This is a genomic window from Candidatus Pelagibacter sp. Uisw_134_02 (assembly GCF_047720265.1).
GTDB lineage: Bacteria > Pseudomonadota > Alphaproteobacteria > Pelagibacterales > Pelagibacteraceae > Pelagibacter.
Genome location: NZ_CP159813.1, coordinates 212,040 through 233,473, shown reverse-complemented (window position 1 = coordinate 233,473; position 21,434 = coordinate 212,040). Strand labels below are relative to the sequence as shown.

At 30.9% G+C, this 21,434-nt stretch carries 21 protein-coding genes; 7 read left to right on the top strand and 14 right to left on the bottom strand.

The genetic code is table 11. From position 1 onward, the window contains the following. The first annotated feature begins 7 nt into the window (after positions 1 to 7). Complete coding sequence (locus ABXT56_RS01225) at positions 8 to 550, top strand: TraR/DksA family transcriptional regulator (RefSeq protein ID WP_415300510.1); 543 nt, start codon at positions 8 to 10, stop codon at positions 548 to 550. 16 nt (positions 551 to 566) lie between these two features. Here the strand turns inward: ABXT56_RS01225 and ehuA are convergent, their stop codons facing one another. The 5 genes from ehuA to ABXT56_RS01200 form a co-directional block, all read right to left on the bottom strand. After that, positions 567 to 1,361 carry an ectoine/hydroxyectoine ABC transporter ATP-binding protein EhuA gene (gene ehuA / locus ABXT56_RS01220; RefSeq protein WP_415300508.1) on the bottom strand — a complete coding sequence of 265 codons (795 nt, stop codon included), beginning with the start codon at positions 1,359 to 1,361 and terminating at the stop codon, positions 567 to 569. Next, entirely contained in the window at positions 1,362 to 2,039 is a 678-nt protein-coding gene (ehuD, locus tag ABXT56_RS01215; RefSeq protein WP_415300506.1) for an ectoine/hydroxyectoine ABC transporter permease subunit EhuD, read from the bottom strand. After that, on the bottom strand, positions 2,039 to 2,710 hold the full coding sequence (gene ehuC / locus ABXT56_RS01210; protein ID WP_415300504.1) for an ectoine/hydroxyectoine ABC transporter permease subunit EhuC: 672 nt from the start codon (positions 2,708 to 2,710) through the stop codon (positions 2,039 to 2,041). The genes ehuD and ehuC overlap by 1 nt, the downstream gene beginning before the upstream one ends. Positions 2,711 to 2,793: 83 nt before the next feature. After that, positions 2,794 to 3,639, bottom strand: a complete 846-nt coding sequence (locus ABXT56_RS01205; RefSeq protein WP_415300502.1) for a transporter substrate-binding domain-containing protein — start codon at positions 3,637 to 3,639, stop codon at positions 2,794 to 2,796. A gap of 105 nt (positions 3,640 to 3,744) precedes the next feature. Then, positions 3,745 to 4,536, bottom strand: a complete 792-nt coding sequence (locus ABXT56_RS01200; RefSeq protein ID WP_415300500.1) for an MOSC domain-containing protein — start codon at positions 4,534 to 4,536, stop codon at positions 3,745 to 3,747. An 18-nt stretch (positions 4,537 to 4,554) separates the two neighbouring features. Between ABXT56_RS01200 and ABXT56_RS01195 the strand changes: the two genes are divergently transcribed. Further along, positions 4,555 to 5,382: a phytanoyl-CoA dioxygenase family protein gene (locus ABXT56_RS01195; protein ID WP_415300498.1), complete on the top strand. Its 828-nt coding sequence runs from the start codon at positions 4,555 to 4,557 to the stop codon at positions 5,380 to 5,382. A 218-nt stretch (positions 5,383 to 5,600) separates the two neighbouring features. On the opposite strand, the gene ABXT56_RS01190 is transcribed toward ABXT56_RS01195, so the two are convergent. The 4 genes from ABXT56_RS01190 to ABXT56_RS01175 all read right to left on the bottom strand — a co-directional run bounded on the left by ABXT56_RS01190 (position 5,601) and on the right by ABXT56_RS01175 (position 8,415). Continuing rightward, positions 5,601 to 6,227 carry a glutathione S-transferase family protein gene (locus ABXT56_RS01190; protein WP_415300496.1) on the bottom strand — a complete coding sequence of 209 codons (627 nt, stop codon included), beginning with the start codon at positions 6,225 to 6,227 and terminating at the stop codon, positions 5,601 to 5,603. Continuing rightward, positions 6,224 to 7,240 carry an NAD(P)/FAD-dependent oxidoreductase gene (locus ABXT56_RS01185; protein WP_415300494.1) on the bottom strand — a complete coding sequence of 339 codons (1,017 nt, stop codon included), beginning with the start codon at positions 7,238 to 7,240 and terminating at the stop codon, positions 6,224 to 6,226. Before ABXT56_RS01185 ends, ABXT56_RS01190 begins: the two co-directional genes overlap by 4 nt. Then, positions 7,241 to 7,561 (bottom strand): 2Fe-2S iron-sulfur cluster-binding protein, encoded by a 321-nt coding sequence (locus tag ABXT56_RS01180; RefSeq protein WP_415300492.1) that lies wholly within the window; start codon positions 7,559 to 7,561, stop codon positions 7,241 to 7,243. A gap of 83 nt (positions 7,562 to 7,644) precedes the next feature. After that, the gene (locus tag ABXT56_RS01175; RefSeq protein ID WP_415300490.1) at positions 7,645 to 8,415 is read right to left on the bottom strand and encodes a bacteriorhodopsin-like; all 771 of its coding nucleotides are present in this window, start codon (positions 8,413 to 8,415) and stop codon (positions 7,645 to 7,647) included. 215 nt (positions 8,416 to 8,630) lie between these two features. Here ABXT56_RS01175 and ABXT56_RS01170 point away from each other — a divergent pair, with 215 nt between their 5' ends. Both ABXT56_RS01170 and ABXT56_RS01165 read left to right on the top strand, forming a co-directional pair. Next, positions 8,631 to 10,526 (top strand): propionyl-CoA synthetase, encoded by a 1,896-nt coding sequence (locus tag ABXT56_RS01170; protein ID WP_415300488.1) that lies wholly within the window; start codon positions 8,631 to 8,633, stop codon positions 10,524 to 10,526. Continuing rightward, complete coding sequence (locus tag ABXT56_RS01165; RefSeq protein ID WP_415300487.1) at positions 10,526 to 10,858, top strand: DMT family transporter; 333 nt, start codon at positions 10,526 to 10,528, stop codon at positions 10,856 to 10,858. The genes ABXT56_RS01170 and ABXT56_RS01165 overlap by 1 nt, the downstream gene beginning before the upstream one ends. Here the strand turns inward: ABXT56_RS01165 and ABXT56_RS01160 are convergent. Continuing rightward, positions 10,855 to 12,159: a dihydroorotase gene (locus ABXT56_RS01160; protein ID WP_415300486.1), complete on the bottom strand. Its 1,305-nt coding sequence runs from the start codon at positions 12,157 to 12,159 to the stop codon at positions 10,855 to 10,857. The two genes, ABXT56_RS01165 and ABXT56_RS01160, sit on opposite strands and share 4 nt — an antisense overlap. A gap of 49 nt (positions 12,160 to 12,208) precedes the next feature. Between ABXT56_RS01160 and ABXT56_RS01155 the strand changes: the two genes are divergently transcribed. The 3 genes from ABXT56_RS01155 to nadC are packed head-to-tail and all read left to right on the top strand — an operon-like array spanning position 12,209 to position 14,969. Further along, positions 12,209 to 13,087, top strand: coding sequence for a YgfZ/GcvT domain-containing protein (locus tag ABXT56_RS01155; RefSeq protein WP_415300484.1), 879 nt, complete (start codon positions 12,209 to 12,211; stop codon positions 13,085 to 13,087). A 53-nt stretch (positions 13,088 to 13,140) separates the two neighbouring features. Next, positions 13,141 to 14,130: a quinolinate synthase NadA gene (nadA, locus tag ABXT56_RS01150; protein ID WP_415300482.1), complete on the top strand. Its 990-nt coding sequence runs from the start codon at positions 13,141 to 13,143 to the stop codon at positions 14,128 to 14,130. A 5-nt stretch (positions 14,131 to 14,135) separates the two neighbouring features. After that, complete coding sequence (gene nadC / locus ABXT56_RS01145) at positions 14,136 to 14,969, top strand: carboxylating nicotinate-nucleotide diphosphorylase (protein WP_415300480.1); 834 nt, start codon at positions 14,136 to 14,138, stop codon at positions 14,967 to 14,969. Here nadC and ppdK read toward each other — a convergent pair. Genes ppdK through ABXT56_RS01125 form a run of 4 tightly spaced genes read right to left on the bottom strand, consistent with a single transcriptional unit; the run spans position 14,966 to position 21,375 of the window. Next, the gene (ppdK, locus tag ABXT56_RS01140) at positions 14,966 to 17,629 is read right to left on the bottom strand and encodes a pyruvate, phosphate dikinase (protein ID WP_415300478.1); all 2,664 of its coding nucleotides are present in this window, start codon (positions 17,627 to 17,629) and stop codon (positions 14,966 to 14,968) included. The genes nadC and ppdK overlap by 4 nt on opposite strands. Further along, the gene (glyS, locus tag ABXT56_RS01135) at positions 17,629 to 19,695 is read right to left on the bottom strand and encodes a glycine--tRNA ligase subunit beta (protein WP_415300476.1); all 2,067 of its coding nucleotides are present in this window, start codon (positions 19,693 to 19,695) and stop codon (positions 17,629 to 17,631) included. The genes ppdK and glyS overlap by 1 nt, the downstream gene beginning before the upstream one ends. Beyond that, entirely contained in the window at positions 19,695 to 20,579 is an 885-nt protein-coding gene (locus ABXT56_RS01130; RefSeq protein WP_415300475.1) for a glycine--tRNA ligase subunit alpha, read from the bottom strand. The genes glyS and ABXT56_RS01130 overlap by 1 nt, the downstream gene beginning before the upstream one ends. Continuing rightward, positions 20,569 to 21,375: a S49 family peptidase gene (locus tag ABXT56_RS01125; RefSeq protein ID WP_415300474.1), complete on the bottom strand. Its 807-nt coding sequence runs from the start codon at positions 21,373 to 21,375 to the stop codon at positions 20,569 to 20,571. The genes ABXT56_RS01130 and ABXT56_RS01125 overlap by 11 nt, the downstream gene beginning before the upstream one ends. Positions 21,376 to 21,434: the final 59 nt, after the last annotated feature.

The following is a 21,434-nucleotide window of genomic DNA, read 5'->3' as shown; positions in this document are numbered from 1 at the left end:
TATATATATGCCTAAAATCTCAAAATCATCAACTAAAAAAACAACACCTAAAGCAAAAAAAGTTACGACCACAATCAAAAGGCTTACTAAAACAATTAAAAAAGTTGCTGTTACTGAAAAAAAAGTAAAATCACCAATTAAAATTTCAAAGAATTATATCCCCAGGGATACTGAAAAATATATGTGTGATAAGCACTTATCATTTTTTAAAATAAAACTTACTGAATGGAAAAAGGAATTAGTAAAGGCTAATAATGAAGCACTTTACCATGGATCAATGGATGATAATAGTGTTTCAGCTGATATTGTCGACCAAGCAAGTTCTTACACAGATAAAACTGTAGAGATGAAAGCGATTAATAGACAAATTAAATTAATTTCCAAAATCGATCATGCATTATTAAGAGTTAAAAATGGTACTTACGGTTTTTGTGCTGAAACTGCCGAACCAATTGGATTAAAAAGATTAATGGCAAGACCTGTTGCTGATCTTTGTATTGCAGCTCAAGAAAAACATGAAAAAGATGAAAAAGTATACGCTGACGATTAAGATTTAATTACTTTCTTTAATTGGCATCAAGAACTGCATGTAAAAACTGTTTAGTTCTTTCATTTTGAGGATTATCAAATAACTGTTTGGGAGGCCCTTGCTCAAATATCTTTCCTTCATTAAAAAAACATACACGATCTGATATTTCTCTAGCAAAACCCATCTGGTGTGTGACCATAATCATTGTAAGATCATGCTCTTTATTTAAAGATCTAATTACATTTAGAACTTCACCAACAACTTCGGGGTCTAATGCAGATGTAATTTCATCTAAAAGCATAACTTTTGGTCTCATAGCTAAAGCTCTAGCTATTGCAACTCTTTGTTGTTGCCCACCAGATAATCTTGAAGGGTGTTCGTCTTTTTTATCTGACAACCCAACTAAATCTAGTAAATCTAATGCTCTTTCTTCAGCTTCGTCTTTTTTCAATCCAAGTACTTCTATTGGTGCTTCAATACAATTTTGAAGAGCCGTCATGTGAGGGAAAAGATTAAACTGCTGAAACACCATTCCTATTTTTGAACGTCTTTCTCTTAGATACTTTTCGTTAGCAAAAACAAGTTTATCTTTTTCAAGCATATGTGTTAATGGCTCACCATCTAAGTGAATGATACCTTGATTAATTTTTTCTAAAGTCATTAAAACTCTTAAAACTGTTGTCTTGCCTGATCCTGATGGACCAATAATCGAAACCATTTCATTTTTCTTTATTTCTAAATTCAGTTTATCTAAAACAATAAGATCTCCATATTGTTTGGTAACATCAGAAAATTTTACCAGTATATCACTTGAATTTTTTTGATTACTCATTTAACTTTTTACCTTTCCTTGTGCTTTATTTACTGATCTTTCTAATTTTCTAATACCCATAGCAGCTGGCACTGAAAGAATTAAGAAAATAATTCCAACTATAGTATATGGCTCTAGATAACGGTAGTGATAACCTCCTACAGCTGTTGCTGCATGAAATAATTCTGCCACACCAATCGTTGAAAGTAGTGGTGTATCTTTAAAAATTCCTACTAAATAATTTCCCATGCCTGGAATTGCTATAGGAAAAGCCTGAGGTAAAACAATTCTTCGATATGTATATAATGTTGTGAAATTTAGAGCTCTACAAGCTTCCCATTGTGTTTTGGGTACACCCTCAAGAGCTCCCCTATAAACTTCTGAAAGATAAGTTCCAAAATGAAGCCCTATTGTTATCATTGCTGATACCCAGGCAGATAGAGTAATACCAAACTGTGGGCCAACGAAATAGACAAAAAACAATTGAATAAGAAGAGGAGTTGAGCGAATAAATTCAACTATTTCTCTAACCATTACGTTTATAATTTTGTATGGAGTTCTTTGACCTAATAAAAATAATAAACCTACAATGGCTGCAATAGCATAACCTATGCCAGCTGCCATTATAGTATTTAGTGTTGCCCATAACATTTGGGGTAGAATTTGAAAAGCAAAATCCCATTTCCATTCTGAATTCATTATATTTTTTCCCTCCCAACTTTTCTAGCAGCAAGAACCTCTAGCCATCGCAAGAATGGGACTAAAAAGAATCTAGAAATGATATAATATATTAATAGTGCGGTACCAAAACATTGAGCTGAAAGCCATGTAATTGCATTAATTTGTTTTGCTTCAAACGTTAAATCTACTACAGTGACCAATGCCACTAATGCTGTTGCCTTCAAAAGCTCTACTGTTAAGTTTGCTGCAGGAGGTAGTATGATTGGAAAAATTTGAGGTATAATAATATTTTTCATTCTTTTAAAAGGACTAAAATTTAATGCGTGAGCTCCTTCCCACTGTCCTTTAGGTACTGCCAATATTCCACCTCTAACAATCTCTGCTCCATAAGCTCCAAAATTCATTCCTATTGCAACAACTCCAGCAGTAAATGCCTCTAGTGAAATACCAAAAAAAGGTAGGACATAATAAAACCAGAACAGTTGAACTAGTAAAGAGGTTCCTCTAAAAAATTCTATATATACTGTTGCAACTCCTTGAATAAGTGAATTATTAGATACACGCATCAACCCAAAAATTATAGAGATAATTACATATAAAATAGTAGCACAAACTAACACTTTAAGTGTAGTTACCGTCCCTAATAGCATTGTAGATCCATGCTCAGCTAAAAATGAAAAATAACTCAAAGTTAAAACCTTTATAGTAAATTTTAAAAAAAAATCAGGCGACTTTTTTTCATCGCCTGATTAAATTTTTATTATTGCTTATATTATTTAGTTGTACAAGCCCACTCAGTGCTCATTTCAGGAGGTGGTAATTGAGCTTTATCATACCCATACTTACCAGCTCTTTCTAACATAGTTGCTGGGTTAGCCATAACTTTTGCTAATGCTTTATTAAAGTTATCTCTAAATTCAACATCAGTTTTTCTAAAACCAATACCAACTACGTTTAAAGTTTCCTTAGGCATTAATTTAGGATCAGTTACTTCAAATGCACCACCTGTTTTTTCTTCATGCTCTTTTGCACCAAAGAAAGTTTGTACAGCAACATCTGCTCTTCCAGCTTTCATTGCAGCTAGAATTCCAACTTCACCTTCAACTAACATCATTTGACTTTCAGGAACACCATACTTTTTAGCAGCTTCAACAGTGTTGAAACCAGCACCAGTTACAAGTTTTGCACCTGTTCTGATTACGTCTGCATAGTTATTAATTCCTTTAGGATTTCCTTTTGGAACTAACATAGCATCACCAAATACACCAATTGGATCTGAAAAGTTCATGTTTGCACATCTACTTTTTAGAATATACATACCACCTGTAACCATATCTGATCTATTAGCATTTATTCCTGGAATTAATCCTGACCATTCAAATACTTTAGTTTCATGTTCAGTAATTCCCATTTCTTCAAGAACTGTTAATGCAATCATGTTAACAAATCCTAGGGCTTCACCATTATCTCCAGCATAAGCCCACGGTACAGCAGTACCAAAACCAAGTCTTAACTTGTGGCCACCTTCTAGTTTACTAGTTAACGTTTCTGCGCTAACTGCAGAAATACTAAAAAGAAGTACAAGAGAAGCTCCAACCGATTTTAAAAATCTATTCATTTTTTTTCCTCTATTAAGTTTATTTTAATAATTAAAACAAAATTGAAGTTGTTTGTACACCAAAAAAATAAATGCAACTTAAAGTTGCTTAATAAAATATTTTTATTAAATAATTATCTCAACCTTATCACCTAAATTAATTTCACCATCATCAAGTGCAGTCAAATAAATTCCCATTTCAAAATGATTATAATTTTTTTTTAATGATTGAAGTAAATTTAAAGAATTGTCATCTGTTGTTGGTTTTAAATTAATTGCAACACATCTTGGGATATTTTTTTCAACTTTAAAGGAAATATTATTAATCTTTATAGTTTTTCCTATCCACTCTCGCTCTTTCCAGGGCTTAATTCCATCAATACATATATTGCCTCTAAATCTAGATATTTCTACTTTTTTATCTATCTTTTTTTGAAAATCATTGATGCTTTGTACATTTATAAGGGAAACTGAATTAATAAAATCAACTTTGTTTGAAATTGATGTATCAAAAAATGGGGACTCTTCATTTGTCATTAAAACTATTGGTTCCTTTAAAGAATTTTCTAATTCTATAATTTTATTTGAGAGTAATTGACGTTCCCTTAATTCACTTGCATTAATTGTTAAAATTTCCTTATCTTTAAAAGTTAGTGATAATTTATTTTCCTTAAACAAAAAGTTATATTTATTTAAGACCGGGGAATTTTTAAGAGTTAAAACTTTATTCCATTTGCCCTTTCTCTCCTCTGGGCTTTTTTCAAATAATAGTGCCTTGTCTGCTTCTAAATCTTTAGCAAATGCAAAAATTCTATCTCCAATAATTCCAACATCTTTTTTAATTTTACACTTTTCAATTGTCTGAAATGAAACAGATTTAACAGGGCAATAATTTATTGAAGAAATAATAGCACTCATATAATATTATTAAATAATATGCCTAAATTATCTTCAAATCAACTTCAAGAATATAATGATAATGGTTATGTGGCACCGATAGAAGTCTTAACTAAAGATGAAGCTTTTGAGATACGAAAAGAAATAGAAAATATTGAAACTAAATGGCCTGATGAACTTAAAGGAGCTGGAAGAAATTATGTACATATGATTTCTCCAATACTCGATGAAGTTTGTCATAATTCTAAAATGTTAGATGCTGTTGAGAGCATAATTGGAAAAAATATTCTTATCTGTGGAACAACTTTGTTTATTAAAAACCCACATGAAAAAGGATTTGTAAGTTTTCACCAAGATGCAACATATATTGGATTAGAACCACATAATTGGGTAACTGCATGGTTGGCAATAACTGATACTAATGAAGAAAATGGTTGTATGAGAATGTGGTCTGGCTCTCATAAAGATAATATCAGACATCATGAGCAAAAATATGATGAAGGTAACTTGTTAACAAGAGGTCAAACTGTTGAAAATGTTCCATTAGATAAAACAACACCTTTAGTTCTAAAAGCAGGACAAATGTCATTACATCATCCAACAATAGTTCATGGTTCAGGATTAAACAAAAGTAATGATAGAAGAATTGGATTTGTTGTTCAAAGCTATATTGGCAGTAATGTAAATCAAGTTTTGGGTACAATGTATGTTCAACAAGCAAGAGGAGATGATTCTTTTAAATACCATCAACACACTAAAAGACCAATTAGCCTAATGAACTCAAAGGATATTGAAACAAGAAAGAAAGCAAATGACGATCTTCAAAGAATTTTTTATCCTGGATCTATAAAAAAAAGAGATCTATAATTAAAAATGAAAAAAAATAACTCTAGAAAAAATTCAATTTCTTATACTTTTGCTAAAAAACATATTTTTTATTATTATGCTTTGATCTGGATAATTTTATTATTATATTTATTTTATTAATGAATAAAAAATTGATATTAATTGTTGTTATTGTGTTGGTTATCGAGCTATCAGGAAATGGTATTTTAAGCTCTATATACAGACTGATAGGTTAAAAATTAAGGTTGAGGAGGAAATTCTTTTTTATTCATAAACTGATATCCTTTTATTACAGCTTTTCTTTTAGATATATCAATATACCATCTTGATAAATTTTTATAATTCTTAAGCCCAATATCATGCCACTCATGCCTTGCAATCCAAGGCCATGTTGCAATATCCGCAATTGTATAATTATTCCCAGCCAAGTATTTTGATGAAGACAATCTTTCATCTAGCTCTCCATAAAGTCTTTTCGCAATCTTAAAAAACCTTTCTTCTCCAAATTGGCTTTTACCTGGATTATAATGATGGAACTGATGATGCTGACCAAGCATTGGACCTATAGTTCCCATCTGTGCCATCAGCCATTGGTTTATAACATTACGATCTTTAGCTTCATAAAATTTATTATATCTTTCTGCTAAATATATAAGAATTGCTCCAGACTCAAATATAGATTCATTATTTTTATGATCTACAATTACAGGTATTTTACTAAATGGACTTATCTTTTTAAAATCAGTTTTAAATTGATCATCTTTTAATAAATCCAGTGCTGTAACTTTGAAATCACAGCCTATTTCTTCTAATAATATACTTATTTTTTTTCCATTTGGGGTGTCAGCACTAAATAGTTCAATCACTCCTTTACACCCAGTCGCTCTTTAACTGTTTTTGAAGAAGTAGTAAATTCAAACCTGTATTTTTCATCTGGTTTTGCATATTTAAAACATCCTCTTGCAGCAAGAGCTCCCTCATGAAAGCCTGATAGAATTAGTTTAAGTTTTCCAGGATAAGAGCAGATATCACCAATTGCAAAAATTCCCTCTTTATTGGTTTCAAAACTTTCAGTATTAACTGGAACTGTTTTTTTATCTAAATTTAAACCCCATTCCACAATAGGTCCAAGTTGCATTATTAATCCAAAGAAACCTAATACATAATCTGTTTTAATTTCTTTAATTGAATTATCATCATGCTTTATATTGATACTTTCAACTTTCTCTTTTCCTTGAACAGAGTCTAGTTGATATTTTGTATAAATTTCTATTTTTCCTTCTTCTTTTAATTGATTAGCCTTGTCAATGCTTGCCTGCATTCCTCGAAAGTCATCTCTTCTATGAACCAATGTAACTTTAGAGGTATTTGAAAGTTCAATCGCCCAATCTAATGCTGAGTCTCCTCCACCAAAAATAGTAACTGTTTTATCTTTAAAGACTGTTTTATCTTTAATTGAATAAAGTATTTGTTTTCCTTCAAACTTATCAATTTCCTTTGTTGGAAATTTTCTTGGCTCAAAAGAACCTACTCCTGCTGCTATAATTATACTTGATGACTCAAATTCAGTCCCTTTATTAGTCTTTGTAATCCATTTTTTTTCAACTTTTTTAATTTCTTCTACTCTTTCATTTAAATGAAAGTTTGTTTTAAATGCTTTTATTTGTTCAATTAAATTATTAGTTAATTCTTCACCTGTGCATTCAGGAACTGCAGGAATATCATAAATAGGTTTATCTGGATAAAGCTCAATACACTGACCACCAATTTTATCTAGGTTGTCTACTACTTCACATTTTAATCCAATTATTCCTAATTGATGAACGCAAAATAATCCAACTGGCCCTGCACCTATTATTAGAGTATCTGTTTTAATCATTTAACCTTGTTTTGATGGAAGACTAACTATTAATCCATCTAATTTATCTGAAATTAATAATTGACAACTTAATCTGCTAAATTTATTAGGCTCATACGCCATATCTAACATATCCTCTTCTCCATCTTCTTTTTTTGTAAGTTTATCAAACCATTCTTCTTTGACATAAACGTGGCAAGTAGCACAAGCCATTCCTCCTCCACAATCTGCATCTATTCCGGGAATATCATTTTGAACAGCACCTTCCATTACACTCAGTCCATTAGCTATTTCTATGGTGTGTGAATTTCCACTATGTTCTATGTATGTTACTTTAGCCATAAATTTATATATAGTAATTTTAAAAAAAAGGGCAAGTACACGAAATGTACTCGCCCTTTCTTAAATTATTTACGTGTTACTAATTATCTAGCTTTTCTACCACCTGATTGCGTTGCTGCAGCCCAAATTACTAGACCAAATGCAATCTTGTTGATGAAGTCAGCAAGGTTATAAATAACATTAAGTGCGTTAGCGTCTACACCACCAGTTAGGTAACCAAATACGTAACCTAATGGGTAGATAGCCCAACCTACTGTAATAATCATTCTCATTGCACCAAATGCAGTAACAAGACCTTTATTACCACTTTTTGCTGCAGCTTTACCTGCTTCACCTGAGAACACTTCATAAAGAATGTAGAACCATCCAGCCATACCGATAACAAAACCAAGTGTAGCGTTAATGTATCCTGCTTCTCCAAAGTATCCACCAAGTAGCATTACAACTGTACCAATTAACAATCTCCAGAATATTCCTGAATTTGCTTTTCCTACAGCAGCTAGAATTAAGTAAAATTCTATCATTTGTAATGGAACAGTGATTAACCAGTCAATATATCTGTAAACTGTTGGTGATTCACCAGTCATAACCCATACTTCTCTCATATACATGTAATGTATAAAAGCGATACCAGTTACTAGACCAGCAACGATTACTGACGTTCTCCAACCAGAAGCAACACTTCCTGCTTCTAAGAAAAAGAAAGCAGTTGTTGCTAGCATGGCCATTGAAATCACCCAAAACGAGATTCCAACAAAGTCACCAGACGCTAACAGCGTAGTCTCTGCGTTTGCTGCACCTGTAACACCCATTAGGGCAACAGCTGTAAGAGCAAACAATTTTAGTTTTTTCATAAAAAACTCCCTCTTTTGTTAGTTTTTACTTTTTTAGTTTATATAAACTAGACTTAAACAAACGCTTAAATCATGTTGAGGGTTAACTATCAAAGTTATTTAGTTTTTAGAAGTCTTAATTATGACTAATTTGTATTGATTTTACTTACTTTTTAAATTTTAATACAATTTTTAATTTAATAACCAAAAAAAATAGCAAAATAGAATCAAATCGTATGTCAAAAAAATTTAATGATATTTACCAAAATTCTTTAAAAAACCCTGAGAGTTTTTGGCAAGAAATTTCAAATGACATTTTTTGGTTTAAAAAGCCAACTAAAATTTTAAATAAATCTAATCCCCCTTTTTATAAATGGTTTGAAGATGGTGTTACCAACACTTGCTATAATGCTTTGGATATCCATATCGACCAAGGTAGAGGTGATAAGCTAGCTTTAATTTACGATAGCCCAATAACTGGAAATAAAAAACAGTTTACTTACAAGGAATTAAGAGAGAAGGTTTCAAAATTTGCAGGAGCACTTAGAAATCAAGGAGTAAACAAGGGTGATAGAGTTATAATTTATATGCCTATGATACCCGAGGCTGTTATAGCGATGTTGTCATGTGGAAGAATTGGTGCAATCCATTCCGTTGTATTTGGAGGCTTTGCTTCGAATGAACTTGCTAGCAGAATTGATGATAGTAAAGCAAAAGTAATAGTAACTGCTTCATGTGGTTTTGAACCTGGAAAAACTGTTGAGTATAAACCATTGGTTGATGCAGCAATTAAGATGGCTTCTCATAAAATAGATAAGATGATCTTATTCCAAAGAATAGATCATACAGTTGAGCTTAATGCTCCAAAAGAAATTAGTTGGGGTGAGGCACTTTCAAATGCAAAAGAAGTAGATTGTGTTGAAATGAACTCAAATGATTTGGCTTATATTTTGTATACATCGGGAACTACTGGTGTGCCAAAAGGAATTGTTAGAGACATCGGTGGACATATAGTTGCTCTTAAATGGACTATGAAAAATATTTATAATATTGATGCAGATGATGTTTGGTGGTCAGCAAGTGATATTGGATGGATTGTTGGACACTCTTATATTGTTTATGCACCTTTATTTAAGGGTTGCACTACAGTATTGTTTGAGGGAAAACCTGTTGGCACTCCTGATGCTGGTGCTTTTTGGAAAATAATTTCTGACTATAAAGTAAAATCACTTTTTACTGCTCCGACTGCTTTTAGAGCTATTAAAAAAGAAGACCCTGAGGGCAAATTTTTTTCCAAATATGATTTAAGTAAATTTGAGTCATTGTTTTTAGCTGGTGAAAGAGCTGACCCAGATACCATTAAGTGGGCAGAAAATTTATTAAAAGTTCCAGTAATTGACCATTGGTGGCAAACTGAAACAAGTTGGGCAATTAGCTCTAATTGTACAGGAATTGAAATGATGAAAACAAAATATGGCTCAGCTTGTAAGGCAGTTCCTGGATATGATGTTCAAATCATGAAACCAGATCAAACTTTAGCAAAACCTAATGAGATGGGAGATATAGTTGTTAAACTTCCTCTGCCTCCAGGAACCTTTCCAACATTATGGAATGCAGACAAAAGATATAAAGATAATTATATGACTAATTATGATGGTTATTATGAAACTTATGATGCGGGTCATATAGATGAAGATGGTTACATTTGGATTATGTCTAGAACAGATGACATTATAAACGTTGCAGGCCACAGATTATCAACTGGAGCAATTGAAGAAGTTCTTTCTGAACATCAATCAGTAGCAGAATGTGCAGTATTAGGAATCGCTGATAAATTAAAAGGACAATTACCAATTGGTCTGGTAGTTCTTAAAACAGGTGTTAAAAAAGATAACGAAACTATTTCAAAAGAATGTATCAAAATGGTTAGAGATGCTATTGGACCAGTAGCAGCATTTAAAATTGTAATTGTTATCAAGAGACTACCAAAAACAAGATCTGGCAAAATATTAAGGGGAACTATTAGAAAAATTGCTGATAATGAAGAGTATAAGGTGCCAGCAACTATTGATGATCCTGCTATCTTAATCGAGATAAAAGAAGACTTAATTAAAAATAATATTATTAAATAATGACTAAAACATACTTGTTTTTGATGTTTGCTGTTTTTTTTGAAGTTAGTGGAACATTGTTATTACCTGTTTCACAGAATTTTACTAAAGTTATTCCAACAACTGCTCTTGCAGTTTTTTATTTGTCATCATTTTATCTTTTAACATTTGTAGTTGATAAACTTCCAATTGCTATTGTTTATGCAACATGGAGTGGGCTTGGAATTTTCACTATTGCAATTTTAGGATACATTTTCTTTAAGCAATCGTTATCTTGGCAGGCTATATTAGGATTATTTTTAATTGTTATTGGTGTTATTCTTGTGAATAGTTTTACTATAAAAACTATTTAAAATTTTAAAGGCTTGCCCTCAGGATCACCTAAAATTTTACCATCTCTCATTTTAACTTGACCGTTAACAATTGTTGATACTGGTGTACCTTTAAATTCATATCCATCAAAAGGTGACCAGCCACATTTACTTTCAATATTTTCATTCTTAATTTCAATTGTCTTGTTCATATCTACAATTGTGAAATCAGCATCAAATCCTTCTTTTATAAAACCTTTGTTTTTAATTCCAAAAATCTTAATTGGATTTTCACATATAGAATTCATCAATTGCTCTAAAGTTAACTTTCCATCATTAACATGATTTAACATAACTGGTAAAAGTGTTTGAACACCAGGCATGCCAGATGGTGAGTTTGGATATTTTTTTTCTTTGTTTTCTTTTAAGTGTGGAGCGTGATCAGAACCAATCGTGTCATTAAGATTATTTTTTACTCCATACCACAATCTATCATAATGGGATTTGTCTCTTAAAGGTGGATTCATTTGAGCATAAGTTCCAAGTTTATCATAACAATCTGGAGCATAGATTGTTAAATGTTGTGGGGTAATCTCAAATGTTATGTTGCCTTTATGTTGTGATAAAAAATCAATCTCCTCTTTTGTAGTAATATGAAGAATATGTGCTTTTTTCTTATATCGCTCAGCAATTCTAACTATTCTTCTGGTAGATGAGATTGCACATTCATCACTTCTCCAAATTGGGTGTGAATGAACATCTCCATCTTTAATTAACTTTTTATTAATATTTAAAATTGCCTCATCTTCAGAATGCACTGCAACAACTTTTGAGCTACTTTGAAATACTTTTTCAATATCCTCTTCCTCAGCAACTAAAAGGTTTCCAGTTGACGATCCAGCAAAAAGTTTAATTCCACAACAACCCTCTAAATTTACCAAATCTGCTAACTCATTTGCGTTATCAGCTGTTGCTCCAAAATAAAATGCGTAATTGCAATACATTCTATTTTTAGCTAAATCTAATTTTTTTTGAAATTCTACCTTTGTGGATGTTGGTGGATTAGTGTTTGGCATCTCAAACACACTTGTTATGCCACCTACTATTGCAGCCCTACTTCCTGAGTATAAATCTTCTGTATCTGTTGACCCAGGCTCTCTAAAATGAGTTTGTGTATCAATGCACCCTGGTAAAACTGTTAATCCTTTAGCATCAAAAGTCTCTTTCGCTTCACTGTCAATTTTGCCGATTTTTATAATTTTACCGTCTTTAATGGCTATATCTTGATCTTTAAGATCTCTATCTATGTAGCATGAGCCATTTTTAATTATTATATCTAACATTTAAGAAAAAAGTAATTATATCATATCCATGTATCAATCAATTATGAATATGCAGAAAGTATATATTTTAGAAGATAGAGGAATTCTCTACATAAATGGAGCAGATGCTAATGAATTTTTACAAAATATGATTAGTAATGACATTAATAAAGTTAATGAAGACAATAGTTGTTTTGCATCACTACTAACTCCTCAAGGAAAATTTCTATTTGCTTTTATTGTTGTAAAACATAAGTCTGGTTATTTCATAGATTGTGAAAAATCTCAAACAGAGGCTCTCTTTAAGCAACTGAGTATCTACAAGCTTAGATCAAAAGTTGAAATTATGAATTTAAGCAATGAATTTGTAATTGCAGCATTTAGTCGTGAAAAGTTTTTAAAATTTGAAGGTGCCAAGAATCAACTTGGAAACACAATAAAATATAGGGAAGACCCTATTTTATTAGACCCAAGAAATAAAGACCTAGGTGCAAGGCTTATTATTAATTTAGAAAAACTTTACCTGTCTTTAAAAAAATTAGAGCTAAAAGATTCCCCAATTAATGAATATTATGAATTAAGTCATGAATTAGGAATTGCTCAAAAAGAAATGAATAAATTACAAAATAAATTATTTGGAATTGAGTGTAATTTTGAGGAGTTAAATGGAATAGATTTTAAAAAAGGCTGTTATGTTGGACAAGAAAATACAGCCAGAATAAAACTAAAAAACAAACTTTCTAAAAGATTATTAGCTATACAATTAATCAGTGGAAAATTAACTGAAGGTGCTTCAATTTATGCTAAGCATATTGAAATAGGTAAAGTATTGATTAATGATGAATATCCTTTTGGATTAATCAAATATCTAGATGAAAACTTTAAAAAAGACAGTGAATTAAAAAGTGAAAATGCAGTTTTAAGAATAAAAATGCCTCATTGGATATAGTAGTGTGGCATAATAAGGAATGACAAGTATTAACCTAATTGATAAGTTTTGACATGGAATTTACACCAGAAGTAAGAATAGCAACTGATCCTATTTATCAAAAAATCTCAAAGGTTATGCCTGAGATTGAATGGTCAGTTCATGCTCCTTATATTCATAGAATTAATCAATTAAAAAAAGAAAAAAATGCAATTATACTTGCTCACAATTATCAAACACCAGAAATTTATCATGGTATTGCAGATGTTGCTGCAGACTCGCTAGCTCTTGCAATTGAGGCTTCAAAAACTACGGCTGATATTATTGTAATGGCAGGAGTTCACTTCATGGCCGAGACATCTAAGTTGATGAGTCCTGAAAAAAAAGTTTTACTTCCTGATATGACGGCTGGTTGTTCTTTATCATCATCAATAACAGGTAAAGATGTAAAATTATTAAAAGAAAAATACCCAGGTGTACCTGTTGTCTCGTATGTAAACACTTCTGCAGATGTAAAAGCTGAAACAGATATTTGCTGCACATCAGCAAATGCAGTTAAAATTGTAGAATCTCTTGGTGTTAAAAAAGTTATTTTTTTACCAGATGATTACTTAGCAAAATATGTTGCCTCTCAAACTAATGTTGAAATTATCGCTTGGAAAGGTATTTGTATGGTTCATGACCAGTTCACTGAAAAAGAAATACATGATATTAGAGCAAAAAATCCTGGTATCAAAATAATAGCTCATCCAGAATGTCCACCCGATGTAATTAAAGCAAGTGACTTTGCTGGGTCAACTGGTGGAATGATTAAATATGTTAAGGACAATCAACCTAAAAAAGTTATGATGGTTACTGAATGTTCAATGAGTGACAATATTCAAGTAGAAAACCCAAATGTAGAATTTATTAGACCGTGTAACCTTTGTCCTCATATGAAAAAAATTACATTACCAAAAATTTTAGATTGCCTAGAAAATGAAACAGGTGAAATCATAATGGATAAAGAGACAATAGAAAAAGCAAGAATTCCCGTTGAAAGAATGGCTGCAATAGGCAGATAATAAAAGTGTCTCAAATTAAATTAAGTAATTATTATATCAAGAATATTGTAAAGCTTGCTTTAAATGAAGATTTATATCCTTCTGGTGATATTACCTCAAACTTAGTAAAGAATAAAAACATCATAAAAATTAAATTAATTTCTAATCAACAAGCAGTGGTTGCTGGATTAGAGTTTGCTAAACAAACATTTAAATTAATAGATAGCAAAATTAAATTTACCGTTAAGAAAAAAGAAGGTTCATTAGTTAAAAAAAATGAACTGATTGCAACAATTGAAGGTAAGGCAGAAAATATCTTAATTGGTGAAAGAGTTGCTTTAAATTTTATCAGTCATATCTCTGGAATTGCCACTAAAACTAATCAATTTGTTAAATTGGTTAATAAAAAGTGTAAAATTTGTTGTACTAGAAAAACGACTCCAACCTTAAGGGTAATACAAAAATATGCTGTTAAGTTAGGTGGTGGTACAAACCATAGATTCAACTTAAGTGATGAATTTCTTATTAAAGATAATCACATTGCAAGCTCTGATATTAAAACTTTAGTGTCTCTTGCAATCAAAAATAAAAAAGGAAGAAAAATCACAGTTGAAGTTGATAATTTAAATCAGCTTAAACAAATAATGGGTCTAAAATTTAATACAGTCCTATTTGATAATATGGGCAACAAAACACTTAAAGCTGGTGTTAAATTAGCCAAAAAATATTATGAAACTGAAGCTTCAGGAAATGTAACTCTGAAATCAGTTAAAAAAATTGCAGCAACTGGTGTTGATAGAATTTCTATTGGTAGCATCACTCATAGTGTGCCTGCTATAGATTTTAAATTAGAAATTTAATTTTTTTTAGACAGCTCTGCTTGGGCTGCAGCCAATCTCGCAATTGGAACTCTATAAGGTGAACAAGAAACATAATCTAGGCCTGCATTTGAACAAAAGTGAATACTTTTAGGGTCACCACCATGTTCTCCACAAATTCCAAGTTTAATTTTTTTATTTTGTTTTCGGCCTTTTTCTACTGCAATTTCAACTAAATCACCTACTCCATCATCAATTGATACAAATGGATCAATAGAAAATATTTTATTTTCAATATAATCATTTAAAAATTTGCCACTATCATCTCTACTTAATCCAAATGTTGTTTGCGTTAAATCATTGGTACCAAAGCTAAAGAACTCTGCGTGTTTTGCGATATCACCTGCTTTAATAGCTGCTCTTGGTAATTCAATCATAGTGCCAACTAAAAAATCAACTTTAACTTTTTTATCTTTTTGAACTTCTTTTGCAACCCTTATAACTAAGTCCTTCATTATTCTAATTTCAGCTTCTGTCGATACTAATGGAATCATAATTTCAGGAAATGCCGATTTAATCTTTTTTATTTTAAGTTCAGACAAAGCTTCAAAAATTGCTCTACATTGCATTTCATAAATTTCTGGAAATGAAATTCCTAATCTGCATCCTCTGTGTCCTAACATTGGGTTTTGCTCATGCAATTCATTAATTCTAGATTCGATTTCTTTTAAAGGCAGACCTACAACAGTTGCAACATCGTTAATTTCTTTTTCAGTTTTTGGGAGGAACTCATGCAATGGTGGGTCTAATAATCTTACAGTAACTGGTAGACCACTCATAATTTTAAATATTTCAACAAAATCTTTTCTTTGATGGGGTAAAAGTTTTGCTAGAGCTTTATTTCTGTCCTCCACAGTTTTTGATAAAATCATTTCTCTTACTGATAAAATTCTTTCTTCATCAAAAAACATATGTTCTGTTCTACAAAGACCGATACCCTCCGCTCCAAAATCTCGTGCAGTTTTGGTATCAAGTGGTGTTTCTGAGTTAGTTCTAACTTTTAGTTTTCTAAAACTATCAGCCCAACTCATCAATTTTGAAAAGTATCCAGATATTTCTGGTTTAACTGTTGGTACTTCTCCTAAGATAATTCTACCTGTTGAGCCATCAATTGTAATAATGTCTCCTTCTTTAACTTCGATAGAGGATGTTTTAAAAATTTTAGCTTCATAATTAATATCAATTTCACTAGACCCAGATACACAAGGTCTGCCCATACCTCTTGCCACAACTGCAGCATGACTAGTCATCCCACCTCTTGCTGTTAAAATTCCTTTAGCGGCATGCATTCCATGAATATCTTCTGGTGATGTTTCAACTCTCACCAAGATAGTGTTTTGCATCATATCATTTAATCTCTCAGCTTCTTCAGATGAAAAGACAACTTTACCACTAGCAGCACCAGGTGAGGCTGGCAATCCACTTGCTATAACATTTACTAAACTTTTTTCATCTAATGTTGGGTGTAACAATGTATCTAAAGAACTTGGGTCTATTCTCATTACTGCTTCTTTTTTTGAAATTAATTTTTCTTTAACCATATCCACTGCTATCCTAACTGAAGATTTTGAAGTTCTTTTGCCAGACCTTGTTTGTAGCATCCACAATTTATTATTCTCAACAGTGAATTCCACATCTTGCATATCTTTGTAATATTTTTCTAAAACTTTTAAAATTTTGTCTAATTGCTTAAATACTTTAGGCATAGACTCTTCCATTGAAGCTTCTTTTGCTTTTGCATCTTTTCTAGCTTTTTTTGTAATGTATTGAGGTGTTCTTGTTCCTGCTACAACATCTTCTCCTTGTGCATTAATTAAGTATTCACCATAAACTTCATTAACACCATCTGATGGATTTCTTGTAAAGACAACACCAGTTGCACAATCATCGCCCATGTTACCAAATACCATAGACTGAACATTAACAGCCGTTCCCCACTCAGCAGGAATCTGATTTAATTTTCTATAAACTTTTGCTCTATTGCTTTCCCAAGATAAAAAAACAGCACTAATGGCGCCTAATAATTGATCATACACATTTTGAGGAAAATCTTTTTTCGTTTGATCTTTAACAACTTTTTTAAAATCATTTATTAGACCTTCCCAATCATCTGCATCTAAATCGGTATCTAAAAGAACACCTTTAGTTAATTTGTAGTTTTCAATTAATTCCTCAAAATGATAACCTTCAACTCCCATTACAACATTTCCATACATTTGAATAAACCTTCTATAGCTATCTTTTGCAAATCTTATGTTAGAAGTTTTATTTGCAAGTGCAATTACTGTTTTATCATTCAAACCTAAATTTAAAATTGTGTCCATCATACCTGGCATAGAAACTCGAGCACCAGATCTAACAGATAATAATAGTGGGTTTTTTAAATCACCAAATTTTTTTCCAACTTCCTTTTCAATAACTTTTAATTCTTTTTTTATAGTATTAATAATTTGTGAATTTAATTTTTTTTTATCTTTATAGAATAATTCACAAACTTTAGTCGATATTGTAAATCCAGGGGGAACGGGTAGCCCAATTCTTCCCATTTCTGAAAGATTAGCACCCTTTCCACCTAAAAAATTTTTTGGATTTTTTATTTTTTTTGAGTCTTTAGATTTAAAATTTAAAATTAATTTATTCACTATTTAGTCTCTATATTTGAAAAATTTATGTAATTATCAAAGGTTCTACATAACATTTGTAAAAGTTCCAATCTGTTTTTTTTAATATAGGCGTCTTCATCATTAACTTTTACATTGTCAAAAAACTCAAAAATTACTTTTTTAGCCCCTGATAAATTTGTAAGAGATTCGGTGTAATTTTCATCTTTATTTATATTTGTAAAATACTTTCTTAATTCATTAATTTTTTTGAATAAATTTTTCTCAAAATCATTTTTAAAAATACCAGGGTCAGTTGTATTTGATAACTCCAAATCCTTATTTTTTAATTCACTTTCTAATATGTTTGATGCTCTTTTGTAGCTTGCAATTATATCCTCACCTACTGCTTTCTTTATAAGTTCATTTAAAGTTGAGGCTTTTTTATATATTTTATTCATATGATCTATTCCATATGAGCTAATACTTGCTTCAATAATGTCATTTCTAATTTTTTTTTCCTTCATATAATATCTTAACCTATCCATCAAAAATTCTGCTAACTCTTTTTGTGATAAATCATTTGATATTTCAAAACCCTGATCTCTATGTAGTGACGACGAATAACTAATTAGATCTTTAATCTTAAACTCTTTATTATTATCAATTAATAATTTGATAATGCCTAATGCTGACCTTCTTAGTGCATAAGGATCTTTTGAGCTTGTTGGTTTTTGATTGACTCCAAAAAATCCTACTAATGTATCAATTTTGTCAGTTAGAGCTAAAGCAATACTAAATGGTTTTTTAGGTGTTTTACTATCAAGGCCTGTTGGGAGGTAGTGTTCACTTAACGCTAAAGCTATTTCTTTATCAAAACCTTGTTCCATAGCAAAATATCCGCCCATAATTCCTTGAAGCTCTGGAAATTCACCAACTAAATCTGAAATTAAATCAACTTTACAAATTGATGCTGATAGTTCGACCTGATCTTTGCTAATTAATAACTCATCAGATATCATTCCTCCAAGTTTTCTCATTCTTTGAATCTTATCAAAATAAGATCCTAAACCTTTAAAATAATTCATAGTTTTTAGTTTTGATACTTGCTTAACTAAATTTTGAGATTTATTTTTATCCCAAAAAAATTGAGCATCACTTAATCTTGCATCTACAACTCTTTCATTTCCTACTTTTATGAAGCCCTCTATATCTTTATTATTTGCTACTACTAAAAATTTATTCGTAATTTTACCCTTTTTGTCAAAAGTTGGAAAATATTTTTGATGAAATTGCATTGTAATTATTAAAATCTCTTTTGGAATACTCAAAAATTTTTCATCAAAATTACATATTAAGACATTAGGCCGCTCAACTATGTCTGTAACTTCATCTAAAAGTTTATTATTAGATTCGATAGTGAATTTTTTTTTATTAGATATTTTTTCAAATTCTTTAACAATAAATTCTTTTCTTAAGTTATGATCTATAATTATGCCTGATTGTTTGAAAAAAATTTTATAACTTTTAAAATCTTTAAATATTTTTTGCTTATCTTCAAATTCTTTGTCAGTAAATGTTGTATTTGAAGATGTTAAGTGATGAAATTTAAAGTTCAAACTTTTACCACCAAAAACAGCAAGAATAGACTTCAGGGGCCTTGCCCAATTAAGACTGTAATTTCCCCATTTCATTGATTTTTTCCATTGAAGTTTATCAATAACTATGGGTACATGTTCTTCTAGTAAATTAATTGTGTTAATCTTTTTCGAAGGTTTCTTAAAGAAATAAAACTCTCCTTTTTCAACTTTTTTTTTAAGTAAGTTTTTTTTATCTATCTGATTTGATCTTAAAAAACCTTCTATAGCTTTTTCTGGAGCATTAACATTTGGTCCTTTTATTTCTTCAGCTTTTTGGGTTATTTCTTTAGATAGCCCCTCGAAGAGAACTATAAGGCGATTTGGTGTTGAAAAAGATGAACTCTTTTTAAACAAAATTTGTTTTTCTTCAAATAATTTCTGAAAGCTTGCAATCAAGGCATTACGTGAATTACGCTGTAAACCAGCTGGTATCTCTTCACTAAATAGTTCTAAAAAAAATTCTGACATTAATCTATTTGACTACTCAACCAACTCTCAGCAACTGCTTTTGTGATATCTCTAATTCGCCCAATGTATTCGGCTCTTTGAGCAACACTTATAACTCCTCTTGCATCTAAAATGTTAAATACATGACTTGCTTTTAAACATTGATCATATGCGGGTAGTGAAATTTTTTTTTCTACCAATGCTTTTGCTTCAAGCTCAAGCATATCAAACATTTTGAATAGATTATCTGTATTAGCGTGTTCAAAATTATATGCTGAAAATTCTTTTTCTGCTTGAAGAAATACATCCCCATATTTTACACCTTCATTATTCCATAACAGATCATAAACATTTTTCATTTGCTGAGTAAACATGCAAATTCTTTCAAGACCATATGTAATTTCAACTGAAACAGGTTTACATTCAAATCCGGCCATCTGTTGGAAATATGTAAATTGAGTAATTTCCATTCCATCACACCAAACTTCCCATCCTAAACCTGCCGCACCTAAAGTTGGACTTTCCCAATCATCTTCAACAAATCTAATGTCATGTTCTTTATGATTAATACCAATTACAGCCAAACTATTTAAATAAAGTTTTTTGATATTGTCTGGTGACGGTTTTATTAAAACTTGAAATTGATAGTAATGTTGTAATCTATTGGGGTTCTCTCCATACCTTCCATCAGTAGGTCTTCTTGATGGTTGCACATATGCTGCTTTCCAAGGTTTAGACCCTAGAGATCTTAAGGTTGTAGCAGGATGAAAGGTTCCAGCCCCTACTTCAACGTCATAAGGTTGAAGAATAACACAACCATGTTTACCCCAATATTTTTGAAGATTCAAAATAGTATCTTGAAATGATTGAAATTTAGGTTTTATAATTTTTTCTTTAGAAGCCATATCTTTGCCAGATAGATCTTTCCTCTAAAATATTTGCTAGTTGATCCATTTGATTACTAGAAGATGAAAGTCTTTTACTTAACCAACCTTTAGATTTTTCAAATTTTTTAATAACAACGTCTTCACCAAATTTTTCTTTTAAAATTTCATTAGCGTTACCCAATCCATCAATCAAACCTAGCTCTTTTGATTTGCTGCCTGCCCAAAACTCTCCTGAGAATAATTCAATACCATCTTTTTTAAGTTTAGATCCTCTGCTTTCTTCTACAACTTTAATAAAGTCTTTATGTAGGTCTAATTGAATGTTCTTAAGTCTCTCAATATCTTCTGACTTTTCTTCTTGAAATGGATCTAGTGAACTTTTATTTTTCCCTGCAGTATGAACTCTTCTTTCAACACCGATTTTTTTAATCAATTCTGTAAATCCAAATGATGAATAAATAACTCCTATAGATCCAATAATTGAGCTTGAATTTGCATATATCTCATCACCTGCACAAGCTATTAAGTATCCACCAGAAGCTGCAACATCTTCTGCAAATACTATTACTTTTATTTTGTTTTTTTTAGCTTGAGCTCGAATAAATTTATAGATTAAATGTGATTGTACGGGTGATCCACCTGGTGAATTGATTGTAATTGCAACTGCTTTAGCTTTTTTTAGTGAAAAAGCTTTTTCTATAATCTCTTCTTGTCCTGCAAAATCTATGCCTTGTTTAAACTTTCCAGCATTACCAATCACACCATTTAGCTTGATATGAGCTATTATTTTTTTCTTTTTAAAAAAAGAGAACATTGTTAATCCTTATAGAATTTTTGATTTAATATAAAGCCTACTTATAGTTGAAGATTAAG

Bases quoted from the DNA above. Each gene is read 5' to 3' on its own strand.
- ABXT56_RS01130 (WP_415300475.1), bottom strand. From the start codon at position 20,579: ATGGCTTCTAAAGAAAAAATTATAAAACCTAAATTTCAATCATTTCAA.
- ABXT56_RS01170 (WP_415300488.1), top strand. From the start codon at position 8,631: ATGTCAAAAAAATTTAATGATATTTACCAAAATTCTTTAAAAAACCCT.
- ABXT56_RS01125 (WP_415300474.1), bottom strand. From the start codon at position 21,375: ATGTTCTCTTTTTTTAAAAAGAAAAAAATAATAGCTCATATCAAGCTA.
- ABXT56_RS01200 (WP_415300500.1), bottom strand. From the start codon at position 4,536: ATGAGTGCTATTATTTCTTCAATAAATTATTGCCCTGTTAAATCTGTT.
- glyS (WP_415300476.1), bottom strand. From the start codon at position 19,695: ATGTCAGAATTTTTTTTAGAACTATTTAGTGAAGAGATACCAGCTGGT.
- ABXT56_RS01165 (WP_415300487.1), top strand. From the start codon at position 10,526: ATGACTAAAACATACTTGTTTTTGATGTTTGCTGTTTTTTTTGAAGTT.
- ABXT56_RS01155 (WP_415300484.1), top strand. From the start codon at position 12,209: ATGCAGAAAGTATATATTTTAGAAGATAGAGGAATTCTCTACATAAAT.
- nadA (WP_415300482.1), top strand. From the start codon at position 13,141: ATGGAATTTACACCAGAAGTAAGAATAGCAACTGATCCTATTTATCAA.
- ehuA (WP_415300508.1), bottom strand. From the start codon at position 1,361: ATGAGTAATCAAAAAAATTCAAGTGATATACTGGTAAAATTTTCTGAT.
- ehuD (WP_415300506.1), bottom strand. From the start codon at position 2,039: ATGAATTCAGAATGGAAATGGGATTTTGCTTTTCAAATTCTACCCCAA.
- ABXT56_RS01180 (WP_415300492.1), bottom strand. From the start codon at position 7,561: ATGGCTAAAGTAACATACATAGAACATAGTGGAAATTCACACACCATA.
- ABXT56_RS01185 (WP_415300494.1), bottom strand. From the start codon at position 7,240: ATGATTAAAACAGATACTCTAATAATAGGTGCAGGGCCAGTTGGATTA.
- ABXT56_RS01225 (WP_415300510.1), top strand. From the start codon at position 8: ATGCCTAAAATCTCAAAATCATCAACTAAAAAAACAACACCTAAAGCA.
- ABXT56_RS01160 (WP_415300486.1), bottom strand. From the start codon at position 12,159: ATGTTAGATATAATAATTAAAAATGGCTCATGCTACATAGATAGAGAT.
- ABXT56_RS01175 (WP_415300490.1), bottom strand. From the start codon at position 8,415: ATGAAAAAACTAAAATTGTTTGCTCTTACAGCTGTTGCCCTAATGGGT.
- ABXT56_RS01205 (WP_415300502.1), bottom strand. From the start codon at position 3,639: ATGAATAGATTTTTAAAATCGGTTGGAGCTTCTCTTGTACTTCTTTTT.
- ABXT56_RS01195 (WP_415300498.1), top strand. From the start codon at position 4,555: ATGCCTAAATTATCTTCAAATCAACTTCAAGAATATAATGATAATGGT.